The organism is Nakamurella multipartita DSM 44233 (assembly GCF_000024365.1).
GTDB lineage: Bacteria > Actinomycetota > Actinomycetes > Mycobacteriales > Nakamurellaceae > Nakamurella > Nakamurella multipartita.
This window is the reverse complement of record NC_013235.1, coordinates 613,373-635,767: the sequence shown is the minus strand read 5'-3', so window position 1 is coordinate 635,767 and position 22,395 is coordinate 613,373. Positions and strand designations below refer to the sequence as shown.

23 protein-coding genes are annotated in these 22,395 nt (G+C 71.5%); 12 read left to right on the top strand and 11 right to left on the bottom strand.

Going from position 1 to position 22,395, the window contains the following annotated elements:
• Nucleotides 1–11 precede the first annotated feature (11 nt).
• Genes NAMU_RS02850 through NAMU_RS02840 form a run of 3 tightly spaced genes read left to right on the top strand, consistent with a single transcriptional unit; the run spans nt 12 to nt 2,905 of the window.
• Nucleotides 12–1,334 (top strand): MFS transporter, encoded by a 1,323-nt coding sequence (locus NAMU_RS02850; RefSeq protein ID WP_015745906.1) that lies wholly within the window; start codon nt 12–14, stop codon nt 1,332–1,334.
• Nucleotides 1,331–2,074 (top strand): hypothetical protein, encoded by a 744-nt coding sequence (locus tag NAMU_RS02845; RefSeq protein ID WP_015745905.1) that lies wholly within the window; start codon nt 1,331–1,333, stop codon nt 2,072–2,074. Before NAMU_RS02850 ends, NAMU_RS02845 begins: the two co-directional genes overlap by 4 nt.
• A 21-nt stretch (nt 2,075–2,095) precedes the next feature.
• Nucleotides 2,096–2,905, top strand: coding sequence for a hypothetical protein (locus NAMU_RS02840; RefSeq protein ID WP_015745904.1), 810 nt, complete (start codon nt 2,096–2,098; stop codon nt 2,903–2,905).
• Between the two features lie 3 nt (nt 2,906–2,908).
• Here the strand turns inward: NAMU_RS02840 and NAMU_RS02835 are convergent, their stop codons facing one another.
• Entirely contained in the window at nt 2,909–3,682 is a 774-nt protein-coding gene (locus NAMU_RS02835) for a DNA polymerase beta domain-containing protein (protein ID WP_015745903.1), read from the bottom strand.
• 40 nt (nt 3,683–3,722) lie between these two features.
• Between NAMU_RS02835 and gluQRS the strand changes: the two genes are divergently transcribed.
• The gene (gene gluQRS, locus NAMU_RS02830; protein ID WP_015745902.1) at nt 3,723–4,682 is read left to right on the top strand and encodes a tRNA glutamyl-Q(34) synthetase GluQRS; all 960 of its coding nucleotides are present in this window, start codon (nt 3,723–3,725) and stop codon (nt 4,680–4,682) included.
• 56 nt (nt 4,683–4,738) lie between these two features.
• The gene (locus NAMU_RS02825) at nt 4,739–5,428 is read left to right on the top strand and encodes a queuosine precursor transporter (RefSeq protein ID WP_015745901.1); all 690 of its coding nucleotides are present in this window, start codon (nt 4,739–4,741) and stop codon (nt 5,426–5,428) included.
• A 31-nt stretch (nt 5,429–5,459) separates the two neighbouring features.
• On the opposite strand, the gene ald is transcribed toward NAMU_RS02825, so the two are convergent.
• Nucleotides 5,460–6,590 (bottom strand): alanine dehydrogenase, encoded by a 1,131-nt coding sequence (gene ald / locus NAMU_RS02820; protein WP_015745900.1) that lies wholly within the window; start codon nt 6,588–6,590, stop codon nt 5,460–5,462.
• A 68-nt stretch (nt 6,591–6,658) separates the two neighbouring features.
• Nucleotides 6,659–8,050: an aspartate aminotransferase family protein gene (locus NAMU_RS02815; RefSeq protein ID WP_015745899.1), complete on the bottom strand. Its 1,392-nt coding sequence runs from the start codon at nt 8,048–8,050 to the stop codon at nt 6,659–6,661.
• A gap of 141 nt (nt 8,051–8,191) precedes the next feature.
• Here NAMU_RS02815 and NAMU_RS02810 point away from each other — a divergent pair, with 141 nt between their 5' ends.
• The 3 genes from NAMU_RS02810 to NAMU_RS02800 all read left to right on the top strand — a co-directional run bounded on the left by NAMU_RS02810 (nt 8,192) and on the right by NAMU_RS02800 (nt 10,512).
• On the top strand, nt 8,192–9,790 hold the full coding sequence (locus NAMU_RS02810; protein WP_015745898.1) for a PucR family transcriptional regulator: 1,599 nt from the start codon (nt 8,192–8,194) through the stop codon (nt 9,788–9,790).
• A gap of 38 nt (nt 9,791–9,828) precedes the next feature.
• On the top strand, nt 9,829–10,176 hold the full coding sequence (locus NAMU_RS02805; RefSeq protein WP_015745897.1) for a hypothetical protein: 348 nt from the start codon (nt 9,829–9,831) through the stop codon (nt 10,174–10,176).
• A gap of 126 nt (nt 10,177–10,302) precedes the next feature.
• Nucleotides 10,303–10,512 (top strand): hypothetical protein, encoded by a 210-nt coding sequence (locus NAMU_RS02800; RefSeq protein ID WP_138179915.1) that lies wholly within the window; start codon nt 10,303–10,305, stop codon nt 10,510–10,512.
• A gap of 80 nt (nt 10,513–10,592) precedes the next feature.
• Here the strand turns inward: NAMU_RS02800 and NAMU_RS02795 are convergent, their stop codons facing one another.
• The 4 genes from NAMU_RS02795 to tgt form a co-directional block, all read right to left on the bottom strand.
• On the bottom strand, nt 10,593–11,588 hold the full coding sequence (locus tag NAMU_RS02795) for a hypothetical protein (RefSeq protein ID WP_015745896.1): 996 nt from the start codon (nt 11,586–11,588) through the stop codon (nt 10,593–10,595).
• On the bottom strand, nt 11,558–11,734 hold the full coding sequence (locus NAMU_RS29715) for a hypothetical protein (RefSeq protein WP_015745895.1): 177 nt from the start codon (nt 11,732–11,734) through the stop codon (nt 11,558–11,560). Before NAMU_RS29715 ends, NAMU_RS02795 begins: the two co-directional genes overlap by 31 nt.
• Nucleotides 11,735–11,929: 195 nt before the next feature.
• Nucleotides 11,930–13,402 (bottom strand): gamma-aminobutyraldehyde dehydrogenase, encoded by a 1,473-nt coding sequence (locus NAMU_RS02790; RefSeq protein ID WP_015745894.1) that lies wholly within the window; start codon nt 13,400–13,402, stop codon nt 11,930–11,932.
• Complete coding sequence (gene tgt, locus NAMU_RS02785; RefSeq protein WP_015745893.1) at nt 13,399–14,673, bottom strand: tRNA guanosine(34) transglycosylase Tgt; 1,275 nt, start codon at nt 14,671–14,673, stop codon at nt 13,399–13,401. The genes NAMU_RS02790 and tgt overlap by 4 nt, the downstream gene beginning before the upstream one ends.
• 57 nt (nt 14,674–14,730) lie before the next feature.
• Between tgt and NAMU_RS02780 the strand changes: the two genes are divergently transcribed.
• Entirely contained in the window at nt 14,731–15,324 is a 594-nt protein-coding gene (locus tag NAMU_RS02780; protein ID WP_015745892.1) for a CGNR zinc finger domain-containing protein, read from the top strand.
• Nucleotides 15,324–15,734 (top strand): SRPBCC family protein, encoded by a 411-nt coding sequence (locus tag NAMU_RS02775; protein ID WP_015745891.1) that lies wholly within the window; start codon nt 15,324–15,326, stop codon nt 15,732–15,734. The genes NAMU_RS02780 and NAMU_RS02775 overlap by 1 nt, the downstream gene beginning before the upstream one ends.
• Nucleotides 15,735–15,747: 13 nt before the next feature.
• Here the strand turns inward: NAMU_RS02775 and NAMU_RS02770 are convergent, their stop codons facing one another.
• A complete protein-coding gene (locus tag NAMU_RS02770) occupies nt 15,748–16,647 on the bottom strand; it encodes an alpha/beta fold hydrolase (protein WP_015745890.1) in 900 nt (299 codons plus the stop codon).
• 137 nt (nt 16,648–16,784) lie between these two features.
• Between NAMU_RS02770 and NAMU_RS02765 the strand changes: the two genes are divergently transcribed.
• Nucleotides 16,785–17,996, top strand: a complete 1,212-nt coding sequence (locus NAMU_RS02765) for an MFS transporter (RefSeq protein WP_015745889.1) — start codon at nt 16,785–16,787, stop codon at nt 17,994–17,996.
• Here the strand turns inward: NAMU_RS02765 and glsA are convergent, their stop codons facing one another.
• Entirely contained in the window at nt 17,997–19,802 is a 1,806-nt protein-coding gene (gene glsA / locus NAMU_RS02760; RefSeq protein ID WP_015745888.1) for a glutaminase A, read from the bottom strand. It lies immediately after the preceding gene.
• A gap of 118 nt (nt 19,803–19,920) precedes the next feature.
• Nucleotides 19,921–20,820, bottom strand: coding sequence for a pseudouridine synthase (locus NAMU_RS02755; RefSeq protein WP_015745887.1), 900 nt, complete (start codon nt 20,818–20,820; stop codon nt 19,921–19,923).
• A gap of 54 nt (nt 20,821–20,874) precedes the next feature.
• On the opposite strand from NAMU_RS02755, the gene NAMU_RS02750 reads away from it, so the two are divergent.
• A complete protein-coding gene (locus NAMU_RS02750; RefSeq protein ID WP_015745886.1) occupies nt 20,875–21,882 on the top strand; it encodes a DNA polymerase domain-containing protein in 1,008 nt (335 codons plus the stop codon).
• A gap of 231 nt (nt 21,883–22,113) precedes the next feature.
• Here NAMU_RS02750 and NAMU_RS02745 read toward each other — a convergent pair whose 3' ends face one another.
• Nucleotides 22,114–22,329: a PLDc N-terminal domain-containing protein gene (locus NAMU_RS02745; RefSeq protein WP_015745885.1), complete on the bottom strand. Its 216-nt coding sequence runs from the start codon at nt 22,327–22,329 to the stop codon at nt 22,114–22,116.
• Nucleotides 22,330–22,395: the final 66 nt, after the last annotated feature.

Sequence of the window (22,395 nt, the reverse complement as noted above, 5' to 3'; positions counted from 1 at the left end):
GAAACGGAGCCATGAGCGCACCCGCCATCGAACCGGGCACCGCAGGCCGGCCGGTACCCACCGGCCGCGTCGTCGCCTGGGGGGTGTGGGACTGGGGATCGGCCGCCTACAACGCGGTCATCCTCACGTTCGTCTTCTCCGTCTACCTGACCGACGCGGTCGGGGTCGATCTACCCGGCGGGATCACCGCCAACACCTGGCTGGGCTGGTCACTCGGTCTGGCCGGCCTGTTTATCGCCGTGCTGGCCCCGGTGACCGGGCAGCGGGCCGACGCCGGCGGGCGCCGGCGGTTGTCCCTGGGGGTCTGGACCGCGCTGACCGTGATCACCATGGCCGGGCTGTTCTTCGTCCAGGACGACTACCACTACCTGTGGCTGGGCCTGCTGCTGCTGAGCCTGGGTTCGATCTTCTTCGAGTTCGCCAGCGTCTCCTACAACGCGATGCTGCACCAGGTCTCCACGCCGCGCACGATCGGCCGGGTCTCGGCGTTCGGCTGGTCGATGGGCTACTTCGGCGGCATCGTGCTGCTGCTGATCTGCTACGTCGGGTTCATCGCCCCGGACGTGGGCTGGTTCGGGGTGACCTCGCAGGACGGGCTCAACATCCGGATGGTCGCGATCTTCGCGGCCCTGTGGTTCGCCCTGTTCGGGTTGCCCGTGCTGTTCGCGGTGCCCGAGATCACCGGCGCGCCGGCGGCCAAGCGGGTCGGCTTCTTCGCCTCCTACGGGGTGCTGTTCCGGGATCTGCGGGAGATGTTCCGCACCAGCCCGCACACCGTGTACTTCCTGGGCGCCAGCGCCCTGTTCCGGGACGGCCTGGCCGCCGTGTTCACCTTCGGGGCGGTGCTGGCCGTCACCGTCTACGGCATCAACAGCGCCGACGTGCTGATCTTCGGGGTGGTGGCCAACGTGGTCTCGGCCATCGGCGCGCTCACCGCGGGCCGCTTCGATGACCGGCTCGGCCCGAAGACGGTCATCGTGTTCTCGCTGTCCGGGATGCTGATCTCCGGAACCATCCTGCTGTTCGTCTCCGGGCCGACGATGTTCTGGATCTTCGGGCTGTTCCTGTGCCTGTTCGTCGGGCCGGCCCAGTCCTCCTCCCGCACCTTCCTGGCCCGGCTCGCCCCGGTGGGCAAGGAGGGACAGCTGTTCGGCCTGTACGCGACCACCGGGCGCGCGGTCTCGTTCCTGGCGCCGACCCTGTTCGGCTTCTTCACCTTCGTCTTCGACGCCGACCGGGCCGGCATCGTCGGCATCCTGCTGGTGCTCGGCCTGGGGCTGCTGGCGTTGCTGCCGGTACGGCCGCCGGCGACCGCGGCGGCGCCCCCGGCATGAGCCAGTGGTGGTACGACAACATCGTCGAGCCGGCCAAGCTCCCGCTGCTGCTGTGCCTGCTCGCCTTCGTCGTGACCTTCCTGGCCACCCGGGTGGTCACCCGGATGATCCGGGCCGGCATCGGCCCGTTCCGCAACAACGTCTCGGCCGGCGGCCTGCACATCCATCACGCCGTCCCCGGGATCATCCTGCTCATCCTGGGCGCGTTGATGGCGCTGCGGCTGCCCGAATCGCCCTGGTTCGAGATCGCCGCCGTGCTGGTCGGGGTGGGCACCTCGCTGGTGCTCGACGAGTTCGCGCTGATCCTGCACCTGGACGACGTCTACTGGGCCAACGAGGGCCGGATCTCGGTCGAGATGACCGGCCTGGCCGCGGCGTGCATCGGCCTGGCCCTGCTGGGCTTCAGCCCGTTGGGGGTCGACGACCTGACCGTCGGCGACATCCGGATCCGGATCACCCTGCTGGTCGGCGCGCTCATCCACGGCGCCCTGCTGCTGGTCTGCGTCCTCAAGGGCAAGTACCGCTCGGCACTGATCGGGTGTTTCGTTCCGCTCGTCGCCTGGTACTCGGCGGTGCGGTTGGCCCGTCCGGGCACCTGGTGGGCCCGGCACCGGTATCGCGGTCGCACGCTCGAGCGGTGCCGGCGGCGGGAGGCGGCCTTCGACGAGAAGTGGGATCCCCGATGGCAGTGGCTCTCCGACGTGATCGCCGGGGCGCCGACCGAGCCGCCCCGCGAGTGATCATCCGCCTACCATGCGCAGATGGGGCAATGGTGGCAGGAGAACATCATCGAGCCGGGCAAGCTGCCGCTGCTCCTGTGCTTCGCCGCCTTCATCGTCACCTTCCTGTCGACCCGGCTGATCACCCGGTTGATCCGGGCCGGCATCGGCCCGTTCCGTAACAACGTCTCCTCCAGCGGGGTGCACGTGCACCATGCGGTGCCCGGGATCCTGCTGCTGATCCTGGGCACGATCATGGCCCTGCGCGGTCCGGATTCGCCGTGGATCGAGATCGCCGGCGTGCTCTCGGGGATCGGGATCTCGCTGATCCTGGACGAGTTCGCGCTGATCCTGCACCTGCAGGACGTCTACTGGTCCAACGAGGGCCGGATCTCGGTGGAGATGATCGGGCTGGCCACTGCGGTCTTCGGGTTCGTGCTGCTCGGCTTCAGCCCGCTCGGGGTGGACGAGCTGTCGGTGGACGACGTCGAGCTGCGGTTGACCCTGACCACGGCGGCCGTGCTGCATTTCGTGCTGCTGGTGGTGTGCGTGCTCAAGGGCAAGTACCGCTCGGCCCTGGTCGGGTGCTTCGTCAGTCCGGTCGCCTGGTGGGCCGCGTTCCGGCTGGCCCGGCCGGGCTCGCGCTGGGGTCAGCGGTACCGCGGCCGCAAGCTGGAGCGGGCGAAGCGGCGCGAGGCCAAGTTCCAGGCCAAATGGGACCCCCGGTGGCGCTGGCTCAGTGACGCCATCGCCGGCGCCCCCTCCCGGCCGGACCCGCCGCCCGAGCCGGATCCCGACCACGATCAGGCGCCGGCGGCCGTGCCGCCCCCGGCGTCCGGACCCGCGAGCTGACGGTCACGGCGCCGGGGCGGCCAGGTCGTCCCGGACGTCGGACAGGAACCGGCGCACCCGGTCCGGATCCGGGGCCGGCCCGCCGGCGCGGGCGGCCAGCGCCTGCACGATCACGGCCGCGTCCACCGGATCGGCCGAACCGAGCACCGCCCGACCGGCCGCCGGTTTGGCCAGCCAGCGACCGGTGACCGTGCGGTAGCGGGCCCGGCAAGCGTTGAGCACGGCGTCGTCGGCCAGCGGCACCGCCGAGGCCAGGTGCCAGTCCAGGGATTGAATCAGCAGCGTGGCCAGGTCGGTCGGGTCGGGCGAGACGAACACCTCGCCGGCCGGCGGGCCCAGGATCGGCACGCCGGCGGCGGCCAGGATGCTGCGGTCGATGCCGTACCAGAACGACCCGTCGGCGGCGGGCCGGTCGGCGGGTTCGCCGGCCCGGAACGGCATCCGCGGGCCCGTGTTCAGCTCGATCTCGAAGCCGGGCGCCAGGTCGCCGGCGGCCGCGATCTCGGCCCGGTAGACCACCAGTTCCAGCCCGCGCGCCGGGCACGGCAGGTTCTCCTGACGCAGCGCCGTCACCAGCGCCTGCGTGGTCGACCGGGACAGTGCGGCCCGGACGAGCACGGCGACGTCGATGTCGCTGCGGCCGGCCTGGTAGCCGTCCAGGGCCAGCGATCCCCCGGTGTACACGCCGAGCAGTTCGGGCCCGAGCAGGTCGGTGCAGCGGCGGGCGAGTTCGGACAGGTAGCCGGTCACCGCGGGGTCGACCGATTCGGCGGGCATGACCCCATCGTGCCCCGGGCGGTTGGCAAGATGGGCGGCCATGAGCGCGCCGACGACCCCGCAGGTCACCGAGCCGGCGGGGGCGGGCCGGTTCGCCCCCAGCCCGTCCGGCGATCTGCACGTGGGCAACCTGCGGACCGCGCTGCTGGCCTGGCTGTTCGCCCGGTCGACCGGCCGCGGCTTCCTGGTCCGGATGGAGGACCTGGACCGGGTCCGGCCGGGGGCGGCCGCCCGGCAACTGGCCGACCTGGCCGCGCTCGGGTTGGACTGGGACGGGCCGGTGGTGCAGCAGTCGGCCCGGACCGACCGCTACGCGCAGGCCATCGATTCGTTGACCGACCGCGGCCTGACCTACCCGTGCTTCTGTACCCGTCGGGAGATCCAGCAGGCCGCGTCGGCGCCACACCCGGACCCCACCCGACCGGGCGCCGACGGCGCCTACCCGGGCACCTGCCGGGCGCTGACGGCCGCGCAGGTCGAGCAGCGCCGGGCGGCCGGCCGGCCCGGCGCGCTGCGGTTGCGCGCGCAGGTCGACCGGTGGACGGTGCCCGACCTGCTCGTCGGGCCGTTCACCGGCGCCGTCGACGACCTGGTTCTGCGCCGCAACGACGGGGTCGCCGCCTACAACCTGGCCGTGGTGGTCGACGACGCCGCGCAGGGGATCGACCAGGTCGTCCGCGGTGACGACCTGCTCACCTCGGCGCCCCGGCAGGCCTACCTGGCCGCCCTGCTGGACCGGCCGCCGGTGCAGTACGCCCACGTCCCGCTGGCTCTGAACCAGGAAGGGCAACGGCTGGCCAAGCGGGACGGCGCGGTCACCCTGGCCGAGCTGGCCGCCGCGGGCGTGCCGGCGGGGCGGGTGCTCGGCCTGATCGCCGGCTCGTTGGGGCTGGCCGCACCGGGCGAGCAGGTGAGCCCGGCGCAACTGCTGACCCGCTTCGACCCGGCCGCACTCCCCCGGGCGCCGTGGGTGGTGCGGCCGGCGGACCTGCTCGCCTGACCGGGTGGCCGACGGGGCGGTACAACGAGGACCCGTCAGGCTGGTTTGATGACCCGGTGACCGAATTGCCGCCGGACCCGACGCTGTCGGGGTCCAAGCCCCGCCTGGGGAATTACGACCTGATCGTCGTGCTGTTCTGTGGCCTGCTGCTGATCTCGAATATCGGGGCCACCAAACTCATCCAGTTCGGGCCGATCATCACCGACGGCGGGGCGATCCTGTTCCCGCTGACCTACATCCTGGGCGACGTGCTGTCCGAGGTGTACGGGTTCCGGCGGGCCAAGCGAGCGATCCTGATGGGTTTCGGCCTCTCGGTGCTGGCCGCGGTGACGTTCTACCTAGTGCAAATCGCGCCGGCGGCCGACGCGTACACCAACCAGGAGGCGTTCGAGGCGGTCCTGGGGTTCGTCCCGCGGATCGTGCTGGCCAGCATCCTGGGGTACCTGGCCGGACAACTGCTCAACGCGTACGTGCTGGTCAAGATCAAGGAGCGGACCAAGGAGGGCAAGCTCTGGCTCCGGCTGATCGGGTCCACCGTGGTCGGCGAGCTGGCCGACACCCTGGTGTTCTGCACCATCGCGTTCTTCGGCGTCATCACCGGCTGGGAGTTCTTCAGCTACGTGCTCACCGGCTACCTGTACAAGGTGCTGATCGAGGTGGTCTTCCTGCCGATCACCTACCCGGTGATCGCGATGGTCAAGCGGCACGAACCGGACTACGTGCCCGGCGCCGCGGTGCGGGTCTGACCCGAGACCGCGGCGCCGGTCACGACCGGCCTCAGACGCCGACCAGCAGGTCGGCCGGGTTGCGGTAGGCCAGCGCGTGCGCCTGGGCGACCGGCTCGTTGACCAGGTGTCCGCCCAGCGTGCTCAGGCCCAGCAGCAGCGCCGGGTCGGTCTGCGCGGCCCCGGCGATGCCCCGGTCGGCGACCTTGACCAGGTACGGCAGGGTGGCCGAGGTCAACGCCAGGGTCGAGGTGCGGGCCACCGCACCCGGGATGTTGGCCACGCAGTAGTGCACGACCCCTTCCTCGATGTAGGTCGGGTCGGCGTGCGTGGTGGCCCGGCTGGTCTCGAAGCACCCACCCTGATCGATCGCGATGTCGACGGCCACACTGCCCGGTCGCATGCTGGCGATCATCTCCCGGCTGACCAGCTTGGGCGCCTTCGCGCCGGGCACCAGCACCGCGCCGATGACCACGTCGGAGTCGGCGATGTAGGCGGCCATCCGGGCCCGGTTGGGGGTGACCAGATCCAGCCGGCCGCCGAAGATGTCGGACAGGTAGGCGAGCCGGGTCGGGTTGGTGTCGAAGACCCGGACGATCGCCCGCATGCCCAGGGCGATCTTGGCCGCCTCGGTGCCCGACACGCCGCCGCCGATGATCGTCACCTTGGCCGCCGGGGTGCCGGGGACGCCACCGAGCAGGATGCCGGCGCCGCCGGCCGGGCTCTCCAACGCGCGGGCCGCGGCCTGCACCGACATCCGGCCGGCGACCTCGCTCATCGGGGTCAGCAAGGGCAGCTTGCGATCCGGGGTCTGCACCGTCTCGTAGGCGATCGAGTCGATCTTCTTGGCCAGCAGGAACTCGGTCAGCTCCCGGTCGGCGGCCAGGTGCAGGTAGGTGAACAGCTGCTGGCCCTCGCGGAAGCGGTGGTACTCGGCCGGGACCGGCTCCTTGACCTTGACGATCAGATCGGCCGCGGCGAACACCTCGTCGGCGGTGCCGACGACCTTCGCGCCGGCCGCGGAGTACTCGGCATCGCTGAACCGCGACCCCACCCCGGCGCCCGACTCGACCAGCACCTGATGGCCGTGATGGACCAGTTCGGCGACCCCGTCGGGCTGCACGGACACCCGGTTCTCGTTGTTCTTGATCTCTTTGGGCACGCCGACGACAAGAGCAGACACGGTGGAACTCCTTGGGGTGATGGGAGTGACGGGGTGACGAGGTGATGGGGTGACGGGGAAAGCGAGCGTCAGAGCTTGGTCCAGGCGTCCGTGAGCACGGACCGCATGGCGGATTCGATCTGGTCGAATTCGGCCTGGCCGCACATCAGCGGCGGGGCGAACTGCACGACGGCCTGACCCCGGTCGTCGGCCCGGCAGTAGACGCCGGCCTCCCACATGCCGGGGGCGACCACGCCGCGCAGGATGCGCTCGCAGTCGTCCCGGGTGAAGGGCTCCTTGGTGGCCTGGTCCCGGACCAGCTCCACCGACCAGAAGTAGCCGTTGCCGCGGACGTCGCCGACGATCGGCAGGTCCAGCAGCTGCTTGAGGGTGGCCTCCAGCGCGCCTTCGTGGCGCAGCACGTTGCCCAGCAGGTCCCGTTCCGCGAAGACGTCCAGGTTGGCCAGCGCGGCGGCGCAGGCCACCGGATGGCCGCCGAAGGTGTAGCCGTGCGGGAACGTGGTGGTGCCCCGGCCGAACGGCTCGAAGATCCGGTCGGAGATGATCGCGGCCCCCAGGGCGGCGTAACCGGAGGTCAAACCCTTGGCGCTGGTGATGATGTCGGGCTGGTAGCCGAACTTCTGGGCGCCGAACATGGTGCCCAGCCGGCCGTAGGCGCAGATGACCTCGTCGGAGACCAGCAGCACGTCGTAGGTGTCGCAGATCTCGCGGACCCGCTCGAAGTAGCCGGCCGGCGGCGGGAACGACCCGCCGGCGTTCTGTACCGGCTCGACGAAGACGGCCGCCACCGAGTCCGGCCCCTCGCGCAGGATGGCCTCCTCGAACTGGTCGGCGGCCCAGCGACCGAATTCCTTCTCGTCGCCGGCGAGATGCTCGGGGGCCCGGTAGAAGTCGGTGTTGGGCACCTTGATCGCGCCGGGCACCAGGGGGGCGAAAGGGATCTGGAAGCCCGGCACGCCGGTGATGGACAAGGCGCCTTGGGTGGTGCCGTGATAGGCGATGGCCCGGCTGATCACCTTGGTCTTGGTGGGCTTTCCGGTCAGCTTGAAGAACTGCTTGGCGACCTTCCAGGCGGTCTCGACGCTCTCGCCGCCGCCGGAGGAGAAGAACACCTTGTTCAGATCGCCCGGAGCCAGCTCGGCGAGCCGGTCGGCCAGCTCGATGGCCGGCGGGGTGGCGTAGGACCACACCGGGAAGTAGCACAGCTTGCGAGCCTGGGCGTCGGCCGCGGCGGCGATCTCCTCGACGCCGTAGCCGGCCTGCACCACGAACAGCGCCGACAACGCATCGAGGTACTTGCGGCCCTTGGTGTCCCACAGGTAGGCGCCCTCGCCGCGCTCGATGACCGGCACCGGCTTGTCCGCGAACGTGCCCATCCGGCTGAAGTGCATCCACAGGTGGTCGGCGGCGCCGTTCGAGCCGGTTACATCCGACGCAGCGGGCTGGATCAGGGCGGTCATGATCTCCTCCAGGGCGGCTCGGCGGGCGGGGCTCGACCGGAATGGCTCGATGGGAATGACCCTGCCAGAGATCGCCCGATCAGTCTGTCAAGGTCGTCGACAATTTCTTTACACTGTGTCAATGATCCGGACGGTGCGTCGATGATTCCGACGGTGCGCGAGGTGCTGACCCTCCCCGTGGTCGCCCCCGGCCGGCCAACGGTGGTCGGCGGTGCCCGCCATCTGGACAAACCGGTGCGCTGGGTGCACTCCAGCGACGTCACCGACCTGACCGGGCTGCTGCAGGGCGGTGAGCTGGTGCTGAGCACCGGCCTTGCCTTCGTCGGCCGGCCGCAGGCGGTCCCGGACTACCTGCGCATGCTGGCGCACCTGCGGGTGTCCGCGCTGGTCATCGAGCTCCTGCACATCGACGAGCTGCCGCCGGGGTCCGGCGAGCTGGCCGATCGGCTGGCCCTGCCGGTGATCACACTGGCCGGCAGCGTGCCGTTCGTCGAGGTCACCGAGCAGGTGCACCGGATGATCGTGGCCGACCGGTACGACGAGCTGCAGTTCGCCCGGACCACGCACGAGACCTTCACCCGGCTCAACATCGGCCGGGCGTCACCGACCGACATCGTCACCCGGGCCTCGCAGATCCTGGCCGCGCCGCTGGTCCTGGAGGACCTGAACCGGCACGTGCTCGCCTACTGCAGCGCGGGCCGCCCGGCGGCCCGGCTGCTCGACGGGTGGAGCCAGCGCTCCCGCCAGCATTCGGCGGCCGGCGAGGGTTGGACCGCCGTCCCGGTGGGGGTGGGCGCCGAGCAGTGGGGCCGGCTGGTGCTGCCGGCCGAGGCCGCCGACGCCGGCCGGGCCCGGATGGTGCTGGAGCGGGCGACCCAGTCGCTGCAGCTGCAGCGGATGATCGAGCGCGACCGCGACGCCCTGCTGGTCCAGGCCTTGGGCGGCCTGCTCGACGACCTGACCTCGGGCCGGATCACCGACGAGTCCGAGGCGCTGGCCCGGGCCGGGGCGTTGGGGCTCACGGTCGGCGCCCGCTACCTGCCGCTGGTGATCAAGGTGCCCCGGCGGACCGGCGCCGACGCGCTCGCCCAGGGCGCGGTGGACCGCCGAGTGCTGGCCGCGGCCCGCCAGTCGGTCACGGCCGCCGGGTTGTCCGCCATCGGATCGGTGCGGCGGGAAGGGACCGTCGCGCTGGTGATGGGCTGCCCGCACCCGGCCGCGGCCGACCGGTCCCTGGACGCCGTGTGCGCGGGACTGCAGGAGCGATTGGCCGGGCGCGCCGGGATCGGCGGCTGGGTGGCCGGCACCGCGTCCGCCTCCGCCGGGCTGATCGACGCGGCCGCCGGACTGGTCGAGGCCGATCACGTCGCCGAGGTCGGCCTGACCATGGTCGGCGGCGGGACGGCCGGCCAACGGCTGTTCCGCTCCTCGGACGTGCGGTTGCGCGGGTTGTTCACGCTGTTGCGGGGCGATCGCCGGGTGCAGGCGTTCGCCGAGACCGAGCTGGGTCGGTTGCTCGATCACGACGCCCGCACCGGCGAGGACCTGATGGCCGTGCTGCGGGCTTACCTGGGCTGCGGCGGCTCGAAGACCCGGACCGCGCAGGCCACCGGCCTGAGCCGGCCGACCTTGTACGCCCGGCTGAGCGTGATCGAACGCATCCTGGGGGTCTCGCTGGAGCCGGTCGAGTCACGCACGTCACTGCACGCCGCGTTGATGATCATCGACGCCCGGGACTGAGCGGCCGCGCCAAGGCCCAGGCCCGGCGGGCGCAGTTGATGGTGCAACTCGCCGACGCCCGCAAGTCGGCCGATCAGCGGCGGAGTCACGACCTGGAGATCGAAGGCGCCAGCCCCCGATACAAGCCCGGCGAGTTCGCCGCAATGGAGATCGCGCTGGCTCTGACCGCGTCAACCCCCACGGAGCATCAGCAGATCGCCCGGGCCCGGCGCCTGCAGGCCAAGGCACCGGACGCGTGGGACGCCTGGATCGCCGGGGACATCAACGAGGCCAAGGCCCACCAGATCAGTCACGCCCTGCGCAAGCTGGAACGGGCCGACTCGAAACGGATGCTGAACCTGGACGTGGTCGTCGCTGCCCGCCCGCTCACCGACCCGGCCGGATAGCTTCTCGACGTCGCCGAACTGGGCCGGTTTTCGTCAGCGACACTGGCCGCGGCGATCCGGTTCCGCGACCCGGTCTGCACCAACCCGATCTGCCACACCGCGGCCGCCCGCTGCGACGTGGATCATGTGATCCCCTGGCCGCAGGGACCGACCGCCGCCCCGAACCTGGCCCCTGCCCGCCGGCACGATCATCGGGCCAAGACCCACGCCGGGTTCGGCGCGGCCAGAACCGGGGACCAGGCCGACTGGATCACCCCGACCGGGCACCGCTACACCAATCCCGCCGACCCGCTGCCGGTCGAACCCTGGCCGACCGACGTGGCTGACACCGGGTAGTCCGCCCGGCAGATTAGGCAAAGGCTGTTGCCCGGACGCGGTGGGCGTCCGGGCAACGTGGTGGTGCTGAGTCGAATCGGTCAGGCGGCCGCCCGGGCCCCGGCGGTGACGTCGGGCACGATGCCGCCGGTGACGATGGAGTCGTGCCGGGTGGTGTTAGCCGCGCTGCCCACCGAGCAGTAGGTGTTGATCTCGTCCGCGGTCATCGGGCGGTCGTGGGGCACGTACTGGTACTCCAGGGCCGGGTTGTTCGTCTTGTCCACGCCGGGCTCGGTGAAGGTGATGTTGGAGATGCTGACCGGGTAGCCGGACTGCGTGGTCGCCGTGACGGTGCCGGACACGGTCTCGGTCGACGGGATCGATCCGAGCCAGCCGACGCTCTTGGACGGGATGTCGTGCCCGATCGTGTAGCTGTCGGTGGTGCTGTTGGTCCAGGTGTGGCCCACGCTGATGCTGGCCGAGATCTCGGTGTCGACGGTGTCGAACAGCTTGATGCCCTGGGTGATGGAGAAGGTGCCGGTCACGTTGGTCGACTCCTCATGGGTGGCGCCGCCGCCGATCGTCTCGTTGGCGTTGCCGGCGCCGCAGTTCCACACCGCCGGCCCGGCCTGCGCCTGGGGGCCGTACCCCCAGCCGACCGTGTCGACGTTCGGGTCGAACGTGACGTAGGCGGGGTTCAACGCGGCCAGCCCGGACAGCCAGTTGCCCATCGCGACCTTGTCCCCGGCGTTGGCGTCCAGGTTGGTGGTGGCACCGTTGTGCTTGGGGTTGAGGGTCCAGATCGAGACCTGCATCGGCCCGCTCTCCCCGGCCAGCACGTTCGGAGTCTGCACCAGGCAACCCATCTCGGGGGCGTTGCTCCGGCCCGGAACCGGCTGGCAGGCCGCCACCCCGGGCTGATACCCGGAGACGGCGATCGCATCGATGTCGGCGACGTTCTGCGCATTGTCGATCTCGCCCACCTCCAGCTGGCCGTTCAGTCCGGCGAGCTGGGCGGCGGACATCGTGGCGCTCTGCCCCGGTTCGATGTCCTGAATCATCGGGCTCAGGCCCTGGTCGACCCGGGCGACGAACATCCGGTAGGGCTGGCGTTGAAGAACCGGACGTCCTGCTGGCCGCCGGTCAGGTTGGTCGCCGGAGCGGCGGACGCGACGCCCGCTCCGATTCCGGTGAGGGCGGCCGCGGCGAGCACAGCAACGGCGGTCTTGCGAAAGACGTTCATCGCACGAGTCCTTTGAATCTGTTGGTCGGCATCGCTTTTCGGATGTCGCTGGGCTTGATGACCCAACGCGACCAGCATGGCTCGCCCGCCCAGCCGCGACGATCAGCCGGCCGGCCCTTCCGTGGACGACACCACCGTCCCCCGATCGGTGGGCCCGGCCCGACCGATCCCCGCTCCGGCCCGACCCGCCGCCCGCTAGCCGGTGAAAATGGTTCGGTGCCAATCCTTTCGGACTCTGGCGGTGCGGTCGTACATGACATGCTTGAGCACGGTGTACTCGTCGAAGGAGTAGCTCGACATGTCCTTGCCGAAGCCGGATTGCTTCATCCCGCCGTGCGGCATCTCGCTGATGATCGGGATGTGGTCGTTGACCCACACGCAGCCGGCGCGGATCTCGCCGGTGGCCCGCAGCGCGCGGTAGACGTCCCGGGTCCAGACCGAGGCGGCCAGCCCGTATGGGGTGTCGTTGGCCAGCTCGATGGCCTGCTCGTCGGAGTCGAACGAGTAGGCGGCCAGCACCGGGCCGAACACCTCGTCCCGGACGATCTCGCTGTCGACCGGCGCGTCGGCGACCAGGGTGGGCCGGTAGTACGACCCGGCGGCCAACTCGCCGCCGGGGATGCCGCCGCCGATCACCCGGGCGAGGCCGCGCGCCCGTTCGACCATCCCGGCCACCTTGTCCCGGTGGGCCATCGACACCAACGGTCCGAGGTCGGTGGCTGGGTCGGCCGTCGGTCCGAGCACGACCCGGCCGTACAGCTCGGCCACCCCGGCCACGAAGTCCGGGTACAGCGAGCGGTGCACGATCGCCCGGGTCGCGGCGGTGCAGTCCTGGCCGGTGTTGATCAGGCTGCCGGCCACCGCGCCGTGGATGGCCGCGTCCAGGTCGGCGTCGTCGAACACGACGAACGGCGCCTTGCCCCCCAGCTCCAGGTGGACCCGCTTGGCCGTGGTGGCGGCCGCCTCCAGCACGGTGCGGCCGACCGCGGTGGAGCCGGTGAAGGACAGCATCGCGACCGCCGGGTGCCGCAGCAGCGCGGCCCCGGCCACCGGACCGCGGCCGGTGATCACGTTGACCACCCCGTCGGGCAGTCCGGCCGCCTGCGCGGCCTGCGCGAACATCACCGAGGTGAGCGGGGTGATCTCGGCCGGCTTGAGCACGATGGTGTTGCCGGCGGCGATGGCCGGCAGGATCTTCCAGGCCGCCATCTGCAGCGGGTAGTTCCACGGCGCGATGGACCCGATGACGCCGACCGGCTCCCGCCGGATCGAGGAGGTGTGGTCGGCCGAGTATTCGGCGGTCGCCTTGCCCTCTAGGTTGCGGGCGGCCCCGGCGAAGAAGTCGATGTTGTCGATGGTGCCGGGCACGTCGAACTCGCGGGTCAGCCGGATCGGTTTGCCCGCCTGCCGGCTCTCCACCTGGGCGAAGTCCTCGGCCCGGTCGGCCAGCAGCCGGGCGAACCGGCCGAGCACCGCCGAGCGCTCCCCCGGCGTCGCCCGCGACCACGACCGGTACGCCGCGGTCGCGGCCCGCACCGCCTCATCGACCTCCGCGGGCCCGGCCAGCGCGACCTGTTCGATGATCGCGCCGGTGGACGGGTCGATCACCGGCGCCGTTTCGCCGGTCGACGAGGAGGTCCTCACCTGTCCATTGATGAACTGGCTCATGGGTTCTCGCCTCCATTAACCGGTCCGGGCAGCAGCACCGGGGCCGGCGCCCCGCCGCGGGCGGCGTAGTACCGGCCCAGGAAGTGGGCCCGGAACTCGTCGAAGCTGCCGTCGTCGATGCTGTCCCGGATCCGATCGACCAGCCGGACCACGAACCGCTCGTTGTGGATGGTGGCCAGGGTGGCCGACAGCATCTCCTTGGCCCGGAACAGGTGGTGCACGTAGGCCCGGGTGTAGTGGGCGCAGGTGTGGCAGTCGCAGTCCTCGTCCAGCGGTCCGAAGTCGCGCTTGAACCGCGCGTTGGTGATGTTGATCCGGCCGCGCTCGGTGTACAGCGAGCCGTTGCGGGCGACCCGGGACGGCGAGACGCAGTCGAAGGTGTCCGTGCCGTTCTCGATCGCGGTGAACATGTCGTCGGGTTCACTGATGCCCAGCAGGTGCCGGGGCAGATGCTCCGGCAGCTCCTCGCAGACCCAGCGCACGATGGTGCCCAGGTTCTCCTTCTCCAGCGCGCCACCGATGCCGAAGCCGTCGAACCCGAGGGTGAGCAGGTCCCGGGTCGCCTGCCGGCGCAGATCCTCGTACTGGGCGCCCTGCACCACCCCGAACAGCGCCTGGTACGGGCGGCCGACCCGTTCGTCGGTCAGCCGGCGATGCTCGGCGACGCAGCGGGCCGCCCACTCGTGGGTGCGCACGACCGAGCGTTCCTGGTAGCCGCGGGTGTTCATCAGGGTGGTGCACTCGTCGAAGGCGAAGATGATGTCCGCCCCCAACTGGTGCTGGATGCCCATCGAGATCTCCGGTGAGAACCGGTGCAGCGAGCCGTCCAGGTGCGATTTGAACGTCACCCCGTCCTCGTCCACGGTGGCCAGCCGGTTCTTGCCCGGGGCGATGACGTCGTCGGACTGCAGCCCGGCGGTGTTCATGGCCAGCACCTTCTTGAACCCGACCCCCAGCGACATCACCTGGAAGCCACCGGAGTCGGTGAATGTCGGCCCCGGCCAGTGCATGAAGGCGCCCAGACCCCCGGCGGCTTCCACGATGTCGGGACCGGGTTGCAGGTACAGGTGGTAGGCGTTGGCCAGCACCGCCTGCGCGCCGAGCTGGGCGACGGACTCCGGCAGCAACGACTTCACGGTCGCCTTGGTGCCGACGGCGACGAAGGCCGGCGTGCGGATCGTGCCGTGTGGGGTGGTGATCACCCCGGTCCGCCCCTGCCGGTCGGGCAGCCGGCTGCCCACCACGAACCCGAACCCTGAACCGTTGTGCACAGGCCGATCCAACCAGCCCGCCGCCCATCGACCCCTGTAACCGGTTATAGTGGTGTCATGGTCGGACCCGGGATCGTGCTCACCCCTCGCCACGGCGGGGCGTGGCGGTTCGACCCCGGCGCGTTGTTCCTGGAATTCCTGCTGACCGGCGGCCCCGGCGAGCTGGCCGTCTTCGACCGGTTGCACGAGCCCGACGATCTGCGGCACTGGATCGGTGCGAGCCGGCTGGGCCTGGCCGGGACGGACGTCGCGGTGAGCCCGGCCGACCTCGGGCCGGCGCGGCTCCTGCGGGACGCACTGTGGCGCGCCACCCGGGCCGCCAGTGCCGGGATCGCGGTCACCGACGGCGACACGCGGGCCATCGAACGAATCGCCGCGGCCCCGCCGCTCATCCCCCTGTGGGGGTCCCGGTGGCACACCCCCGCCGGCGCACCCGCGGTGCTGTCCACGATCGCCCGCGACGCGATCACCGTGCTGGCCGTCGACGGCCACCGGGTGCGCGAATGTGCCGCCGACGATTGCCGGTTGGTTTTCCTGGACACGTCCCGCCCGGGTGCCCGTCGCTGGTGCTCCATGCAGCGATGCGGGAACCGGCACAAGGTGCGCGACTACCGATCCCGAGAGAGCTCCCCACCGGACGGAGACGATTGATGACCTCGCGACCCGTCGGCCTCACCCGCGACGCCGGTTTCCAGATCGGTGTCTCCCGGAGCGTGGCCGTTCCCCTCGAACAGGTCTGGGACACGCTCGTCAGCGATGCCGGCGTCCGAACCTGGCTCGGCGCCGACGTACAGCTCCCGTCGGCCGCCGGCGCCCCGTACCGGACGGCCACCGGGACCACGGGTGAGGTCCGCAGCTTCCACCCGCACGACCGGGTGCGGCTGACCTGGCGACCGCCGGACTGGAACCACGAGTCGACGGTGCAGGTGACGGTGTCCCGGCGCAACGGTCGAACGGTCCTCCGCTTCCACCAGGAGCGCCTGGCCGACCCGGACGAGCGGGACAGGCAGCGCGCACACTGGCAGTCGGTGCTCGATTCCCTCGTCGAGCAGTTGCCCTGACTCCCCGACGGACCTACCCGCCGGCCCGCAGCAACTCGGCGGCCCGCCGGCGCACCGGGCCGGAATCCGGGTGCACCCAGAAGGCCAGGTGGGTGCCCGCGTCCAGGTGCACGAGCTCGGACCCGGCAATCTGGGCGGCCGCGAACCGGCTGAACTCGGGATCGACATCGGAGTCGGCGGTCCCGGACACCACCAGCGTGGGCGCGGTGATCCGATCCAGCTCCAGCGAGTCGATCCGGGCGAACTGGTCCATGTCGTTGTCGAAGCCGGCCTTGCGCGGCCCGGAGTGGTTGGCCGACACGGCCAGCTCGAGGGTGAAGCGCTCCTTGTCCGGGTCGGCCATGATCTGCGCGACCCGCTCGGCGACATGCTCCTTGCTCAGGTGCCCCTCGGCGGCGATGGTGGCCGAGACCAGTTTCTCCGGAGTGTGGGCGGCCATCAGCTGCAGCATCCGGCGACCCAGGCCGGTGCCCATCAGCACCTTCTCCGCGCCCTTCTCACCGTCGAAGTGGTAGCGGTGGCTGACCGCGGCGACCGATACCAGGGCGCGCACCCGGTCGGGATGGCGCGCGGCCAGCCGGTAGGACGAGGGCCCACCACCCGACCAGCACAGCACGCCGGCGGCGGCCAGGCCCAGGGCATCGAACAGGGCGGCGTACAGCTCGGCCTGCTCGTCGGGGGTGACCCCGGAGCCGAGCGGCGTCCCGAAATACCCCGGCCGGTCGACCACGATCGCGCGCAGACCCTCGGCGACCAGGAACCGGGCCATGGCCAGGCCGGCGTCGTGCCCGCCCGGGGAGCCGTGCACCACCAGCACCGGCGGACCGGCACCGACGATCACGCAGTCCACCTCGCCCCGAGCGGTCGAGACGGTCTGCACGGATTCGTCGCGGGACGCTTCAGAGGTCGCCATCGGTGAATTGTCGCTCGCCCGCGATGACGCTGCGTGGATACGACCGGATCGGGCGGTTCGGGGACGCTGGGTGGTCGGCGGCACCCCAGCGGGGCAGCGAAGATGGGGGACCCACACCCGAAGGAGGTTCGGCGCACGTGTCCGAGCCGCACACCCCGGCCCCTTCGCGGGTCGGCGCGACGGTCGGCCTGGTGCTGCTCGCGTTGAACCTGCGAGGCCCGCTGGTCGCCATCTCGGCGGTCGCCGTGGATCTGCAGACCGACCTGGGCATGACCGCCGGCACCGTCGGGCTCCTGACCAGCCTGCCGGTGCTGTGCTTCGGGCTCGCCTCCCCGGCGGCGTCCGGGCTGATCGGCCGGCTGGGCATTGAGATCGCGGTGCTGGCCACCCTGCTGGTGATCTTCATCGGCATCCTGGTCCGCTCGGCCGGGGCGGTGCCGGCGGCGTTCGTCGGCACCCTGCTGATCGGCCTGGCCATCACCGTCGGCAACGTGCTCGGGCCGCTGATCGTCGGCCGTGACTTCCGCACCCGCGTCGCCCAGATGACCGGCGCCTACACGGCGGCGCTCAACGTGGGGTCGATGGTGGCGCTGGCGGTGAGCGGGCCCCTGGCGGTCGCCTTCGGCTGGCAGGTCGCCCTGGCCGCCGGCGCGGTGGTCCCGGTGCTGGCCGCGGTCGTCTGGGTCCCGCTGACCGCCCGGGCCCGGCGCCGGAGGGCCGCCGCGGCCGCCCGACCGACCCCCGCCCAGCCGGACCGGCCCCGGGAAAGCGTCCCGCGGGTCTCGGTGCTCCGCCGGCCCTCCACCTGGCTGCTCACCGGCGCCTTCGCCGGCCAGGCCTACGCCTACTACGGGCTGACCGCGTGGCTGCCGACGGTGCTCGGCGACCAGGTCGGGATGACCCGGGGCGAGGCCGGCGCGGCCTCGTCGATCTTCCAGATCGCCGCGCTGATCGGCGCGTTCGGGGCGCCGGTGATCATCAACCGGATGGGCGGGCCGCTGGTCGCGTTCCTGGTCAACGGCGTGCTGTGGACGGCGCTGCCGCTCGGGCTGCTCCTCGCGCCCGAGCTGTGGGCGGTCTGGAGCGCGGCCAGCGGCATTGCCCAGGGCGGCGGGTTCGTCACCATCTTCACGGTCGTCGTCTGGCGGGCCCGCTCGCTGCGGGAGAACCGGCAGCTCTCCTCGGTCGTGCAGACCGGCGGGTACTGCGTGGCCTGCCTCGGGCCGACCGTGCTGGGCGTCCTGCGCGACTCCACCGGGGCCTGGTCGGCCTCACTGCTGACCGCGGTGGTCGGCACGATGACGCTGATGGTGCTCGGCGCGCTGGCCTCGGTCGGCCTCAAGCGCTGATCAGCTCGGGGACACCAGCGCCCGCGTCACCCAGTCCAGATGGTCGAACGCGCCGGTGACCAGCCGGCTCATCAGGGTCAGCATCAAGTCCGGCGCGGTGGCGGTCAGCTCGGCGATGGCCGGCGCCGGCAGGACCATCGCCGCCACCTCACCCTGAGCGGTGGCGTCCACGTCGTACTCCCGACCGGCCACCGCGTAGGCGACACCGAACGTCGTGCCGGCGGTGAACATCGACAGGTGGTGCCGGGTGCCGGCCAGCTCCACGCTGACCTCGACCGGTCCGGCGGTGATCAGGAACAGGCCCTGGGTCGGATCGCCGCTGCGCACGACGGAGTCGCCGGCATCGTAGGTGTGCGGCACCAGCCGGGTCACGATCGCCTCGAGCTGCTCCGGCGGCAGCCCGCTGAGCAGGGGATGGTCGCGGATCGGGATCGCCCGGGCCTGGGCATCGGCCCCGGCGTGCCGGGCCAGCAACACGTCCTCGGCGTAGCCGACGGCCTCGTTCAGGTCGCCGAAGTGCCGCAGCCGCTTGGCCGGGTCGGGGTCCAGTTCCAGCACGGTCGACTGCGGATCGACGATCACCGCCTCCACTCCGTCGGCCCGCAGCCAGTCCCGCACGGTGCGCATCATCGTCCGGGTGACCGCGGCGGTCTCGTCGACGCCGCGGATGTCCAGCACGATCACGTCCAGCTCGTCGGCGTCCAGGGTCAGCTTGCGGACCACCGACTCGGCCCCGGCGAACAGCAGGTCGCCGTGCAGCTCGTAGATCCGGGCCCGCTGGCCGACCCGGAGCAGCAGGTCGTGCTCGGCCGGGCTGCGCCGGCGCCGGGACGGCCGGTCGATCACGTCGTAGGACGCCCGGACCGCGGACCGCGCGGCCCGGCTGACGTGCATGAAGTGCAGCTCCAGGTCCTTGGAGATCCGCCGGCACGATCGGACGCCGCGCACGCTGTTGCCGTGCTCGTCCAGCCGCGGGGAGAACACCGCGAGCCCGAGCTGGCCGGGCAGCACGGCCAGGATGCCGCCGCCGACGCCGCTCTTGGCCGGCAGCCCGACCTCGGTCACCCAGTCGCCGGCCGCGTTGTACATGCCGCAGGTGGTCATCACCGACAGCACCCGCTCGTTCAGGCCGGCGTCGAGCACCCGGTCCCCGCTGACCGGGTGCACGCCGCTGTCGGCCAGCGTGGCCGCCATCAGGCTCAGGTCCCGGCAGTCGACCTCGATCGAGCACTGCCGGAAGTACACCCCCAGGGTGGTCTGCGGGTCCTCCTCGAGGATCCCGTACTCGCGCAGCAGGTAGCCGATCGCCCGGTTGCGGTTGCCGGTGCGGTCCTCGGACTCGAACATCGACTCGTTCAGGGTCAGCTCACGGCCGGCGAAGCGGGAGTAGAACCGGCGGATCCGCTCGAACCGTTCGGCCACGGTCGCGCCGGCGACCAGCGAGGCGGACGTGATCGCCCCCGCGTTGATCATCGGGTTGCGTGGGCGTTCGGTGACCGGGTCCAGGCTGATCTCGTTGAACGGTTCGCCCGACGGTTCGACGTCGACCTTGGTGGCCACCGCGGCCAGCCCCCGGTCGGCCAGGGCCAGGGCGTAGGTGAAGGGCTTGGAGATCGACTGGATCGCGAACTTCTTGCGGCTGTCCCCGGCCTCGTAGACGTAGCCGTCGCTGGTGGCCAGGCAGATCGCGAACGAGTCCGGGTCGACCACCGCCAGCTCGGGGATGTAGTCGGCCACCGACCCCGACCGCTCCCCGGTCAGGTCCCGGTACACCCCGTCGATGTAGTCCTGCACCAGCGATTTCATCCGCCCGCTCCCTTACCCTTGGAGTTGATCATGGCAATCTCTGTCGCGCGGTCGGCGTGTCGTCGGCGTGTCGAGCAGAGAACGCCATGATCAACTCGGGTGCCCGGGTGCCCGGGGGTCAGCCGGGCCAGGCGGCCAGGGTGCGGCGGCTCTCAAACCGGCGCCGCCGGCCGGTGAACGGGTCCGGGAACTCGATCGACCTGGCCAGCAGCTGCAGCGGGTCGGAGTAGTCGTCACGCGGGGTGTCCAGCAGGGTCGGGTAGAAGTTGTCGCCGACGATCGGCACCCCCAACGACGTCATGTGCAGGCGCAGCTGATGCACCTTGCCGGTGTGCGGATGCAACCCGTACAGGGCGCGCTCGCCGCGGGCAGCAAGCCGTTCGACCACCGTGCGGGCATTCGGCTCCCCCGGAACCTGTTGCGCGGTGGGCGTTCCCCGAAACTTGACGATCCGCGACTCGACGGTGGTGGGCAGCGTCAGGTCGGCCCGGTGGCCGGCGACCGCCTCGTAGTACTTGGTGACCTTCCGCTGGGCGAACAGGGTCTGGTACGCGCCGCGGTTGGCCGGTCGCAGCGAGAACACCAGCACGCCGGCGGTCACCCGGTCCAGCCGGTGGATCGGGCTGAGCTCGGGCAGGTCCAGCTCGCGCCGCAACCGAACCAGGGCGGACTCCACGATGTGCAGCCCGCGGGGCATGGTGGCCAGGAAGTGCGGCTTGTCCACGACGAGCAGATCGCTGTCCCGGTGGAGGATCTCGATCTCGAACGGCACCCGCGGTTCGGGCGCCGGGTCGCGGTACAGAAAGACCCACTGGGACGACGTCAGCGGCGTCGATGGGTCGACCACCCGGCCCTCGCCGTCGACCACCTCACCGGCGTCGACCTTCTCCCGGACCCGGGTGGCGTCCGCGGCGAACCGCTCCAGCAGGTACTCGACCACCGTGCCCGAGCCCTCGTCGGGCAGCCGGATCCGGCTGGGATTGAGCCCGTCCCGGACCGGCAGGGGGGCTTTGCGCACACCGGCCACCCTAGGTCACCCGGTGCCGGCCCGGTCGGGACTACCGTTCGGGGCATGGCTCCGGACAGCGCCCGTCCCCGACGACGACCGCGCCCGGCCGAGACCCGCGACGGGGTCGAGCTGACCAACCTGGACGTGCCGCTGGCCGACGGCCCGGAGACCAAACGGGAACTGGTCGACTACCTGGACGCGGTGGCCGACCGGCTGATCCCGGTGCTGGCCGACCGCGCGCTGTCGGTGGTGCGGGTACGGCCCGGGCAGCCACCGTTCATGCAGAAGAACCTGCCGACGTACACCCCGGACTGGGTCGCCACCACCACCGTCTGGGCGCACGCCTCGCACCGGGAGATCCGCTACGCCCTGGGCAACGACCGCCGGACGCTGCTGTGGTTCGCCAACCAACGGGCGGTCGAGTACCACCCGGCGCTCATCCCGGTCGGCCGGACCGGCCCGACCCACCTGATCCTGGACCTGGACCCGCCGCCCGGCGCGGGGTTCGACGTGGTGGTGGCCACCGCGCACCTGGTGCGGCGCACCCTGGACGAGCTGGGGCTGGCCGGCGCGGTGAAGACCAGCGGGTCCAAGGGCGTGCACATCTTCGTGCCCTTGACCGACGACGTCGAGGTCGAGGAGTCCGCGGCGGCCACCCGGGCGATCGCCGTGCGGGCCGCTCAGTTGGACCCGCAGGTCGCCACGACCGCGTACATCGTCGAGGACCGGGCGGGCAAGGTGTTCATCGACGCCACCCGCTCGGGCGGGGCGACCGTGGTCGCCGCCTACAGCCCGCGGCTGCGGCCGGGCCTGCCGGTCTCGTTTCCCGTGTCGTGGGCCGAACTGGACCGCTGCCATCCGTCGGACTTCACCATCGGCAACGCGGCGGCCCGGCTCGGCGACGCCGATCCGTGGCGGGCCTCGATGCCGCCGCCGCAGCGGTTACCGGCCGAGCTGGTCGAGCACGGCCGGACGATCCCGGTGGCCCGGGTGGCGGCCATGCACGAGGGCAAACGCCGGGCGCGGGCCCGCCGCGCGGCAACCCCGACCCCCGACGCCGGCCCCTCCTAACCGCGTAAATCAACCACGCCGCCCCTCCTGACCGCGCGGATCAACTACGCCGGCGCGGATGAAACCGCACCAGATGTGACCGGTGGGGCAGGAATCAACGACTTCATCCGCGCGGGGATCCACCGCAGAGGCTGCGCGGATCAAACCGCACCAGAAGTGACGGAAGTGAAGGGAATCGACGACTTCAGCCGCGCCGGCGTAGTTGATCCGCGCGGGACACCGGGGGCCGGGTCAGCGTTTGCGGCCGAAGAGCAGGTAGCCGGCCGGGCCGAAGGGCTGTACGAAGAACGCGACCCGCCACAGCCAGCGGGGCCCGTTGACCTGGGAATCCGTGCGGCCGGCCAGGTCGCGGGCGGCGATCGTGGTGACCACGGCCTCGACGGCCGCCAACCCGACCACCCCCACCTTCGCCGGAGTGCTCAGTTCGGACCACTTTCGCTTCGCCATGGCACGAGTCTACGAAGGCGACGGTTCCGGTGCCGGGCGCGGCCGGAGCGAGTGGGTTTGGCCGTC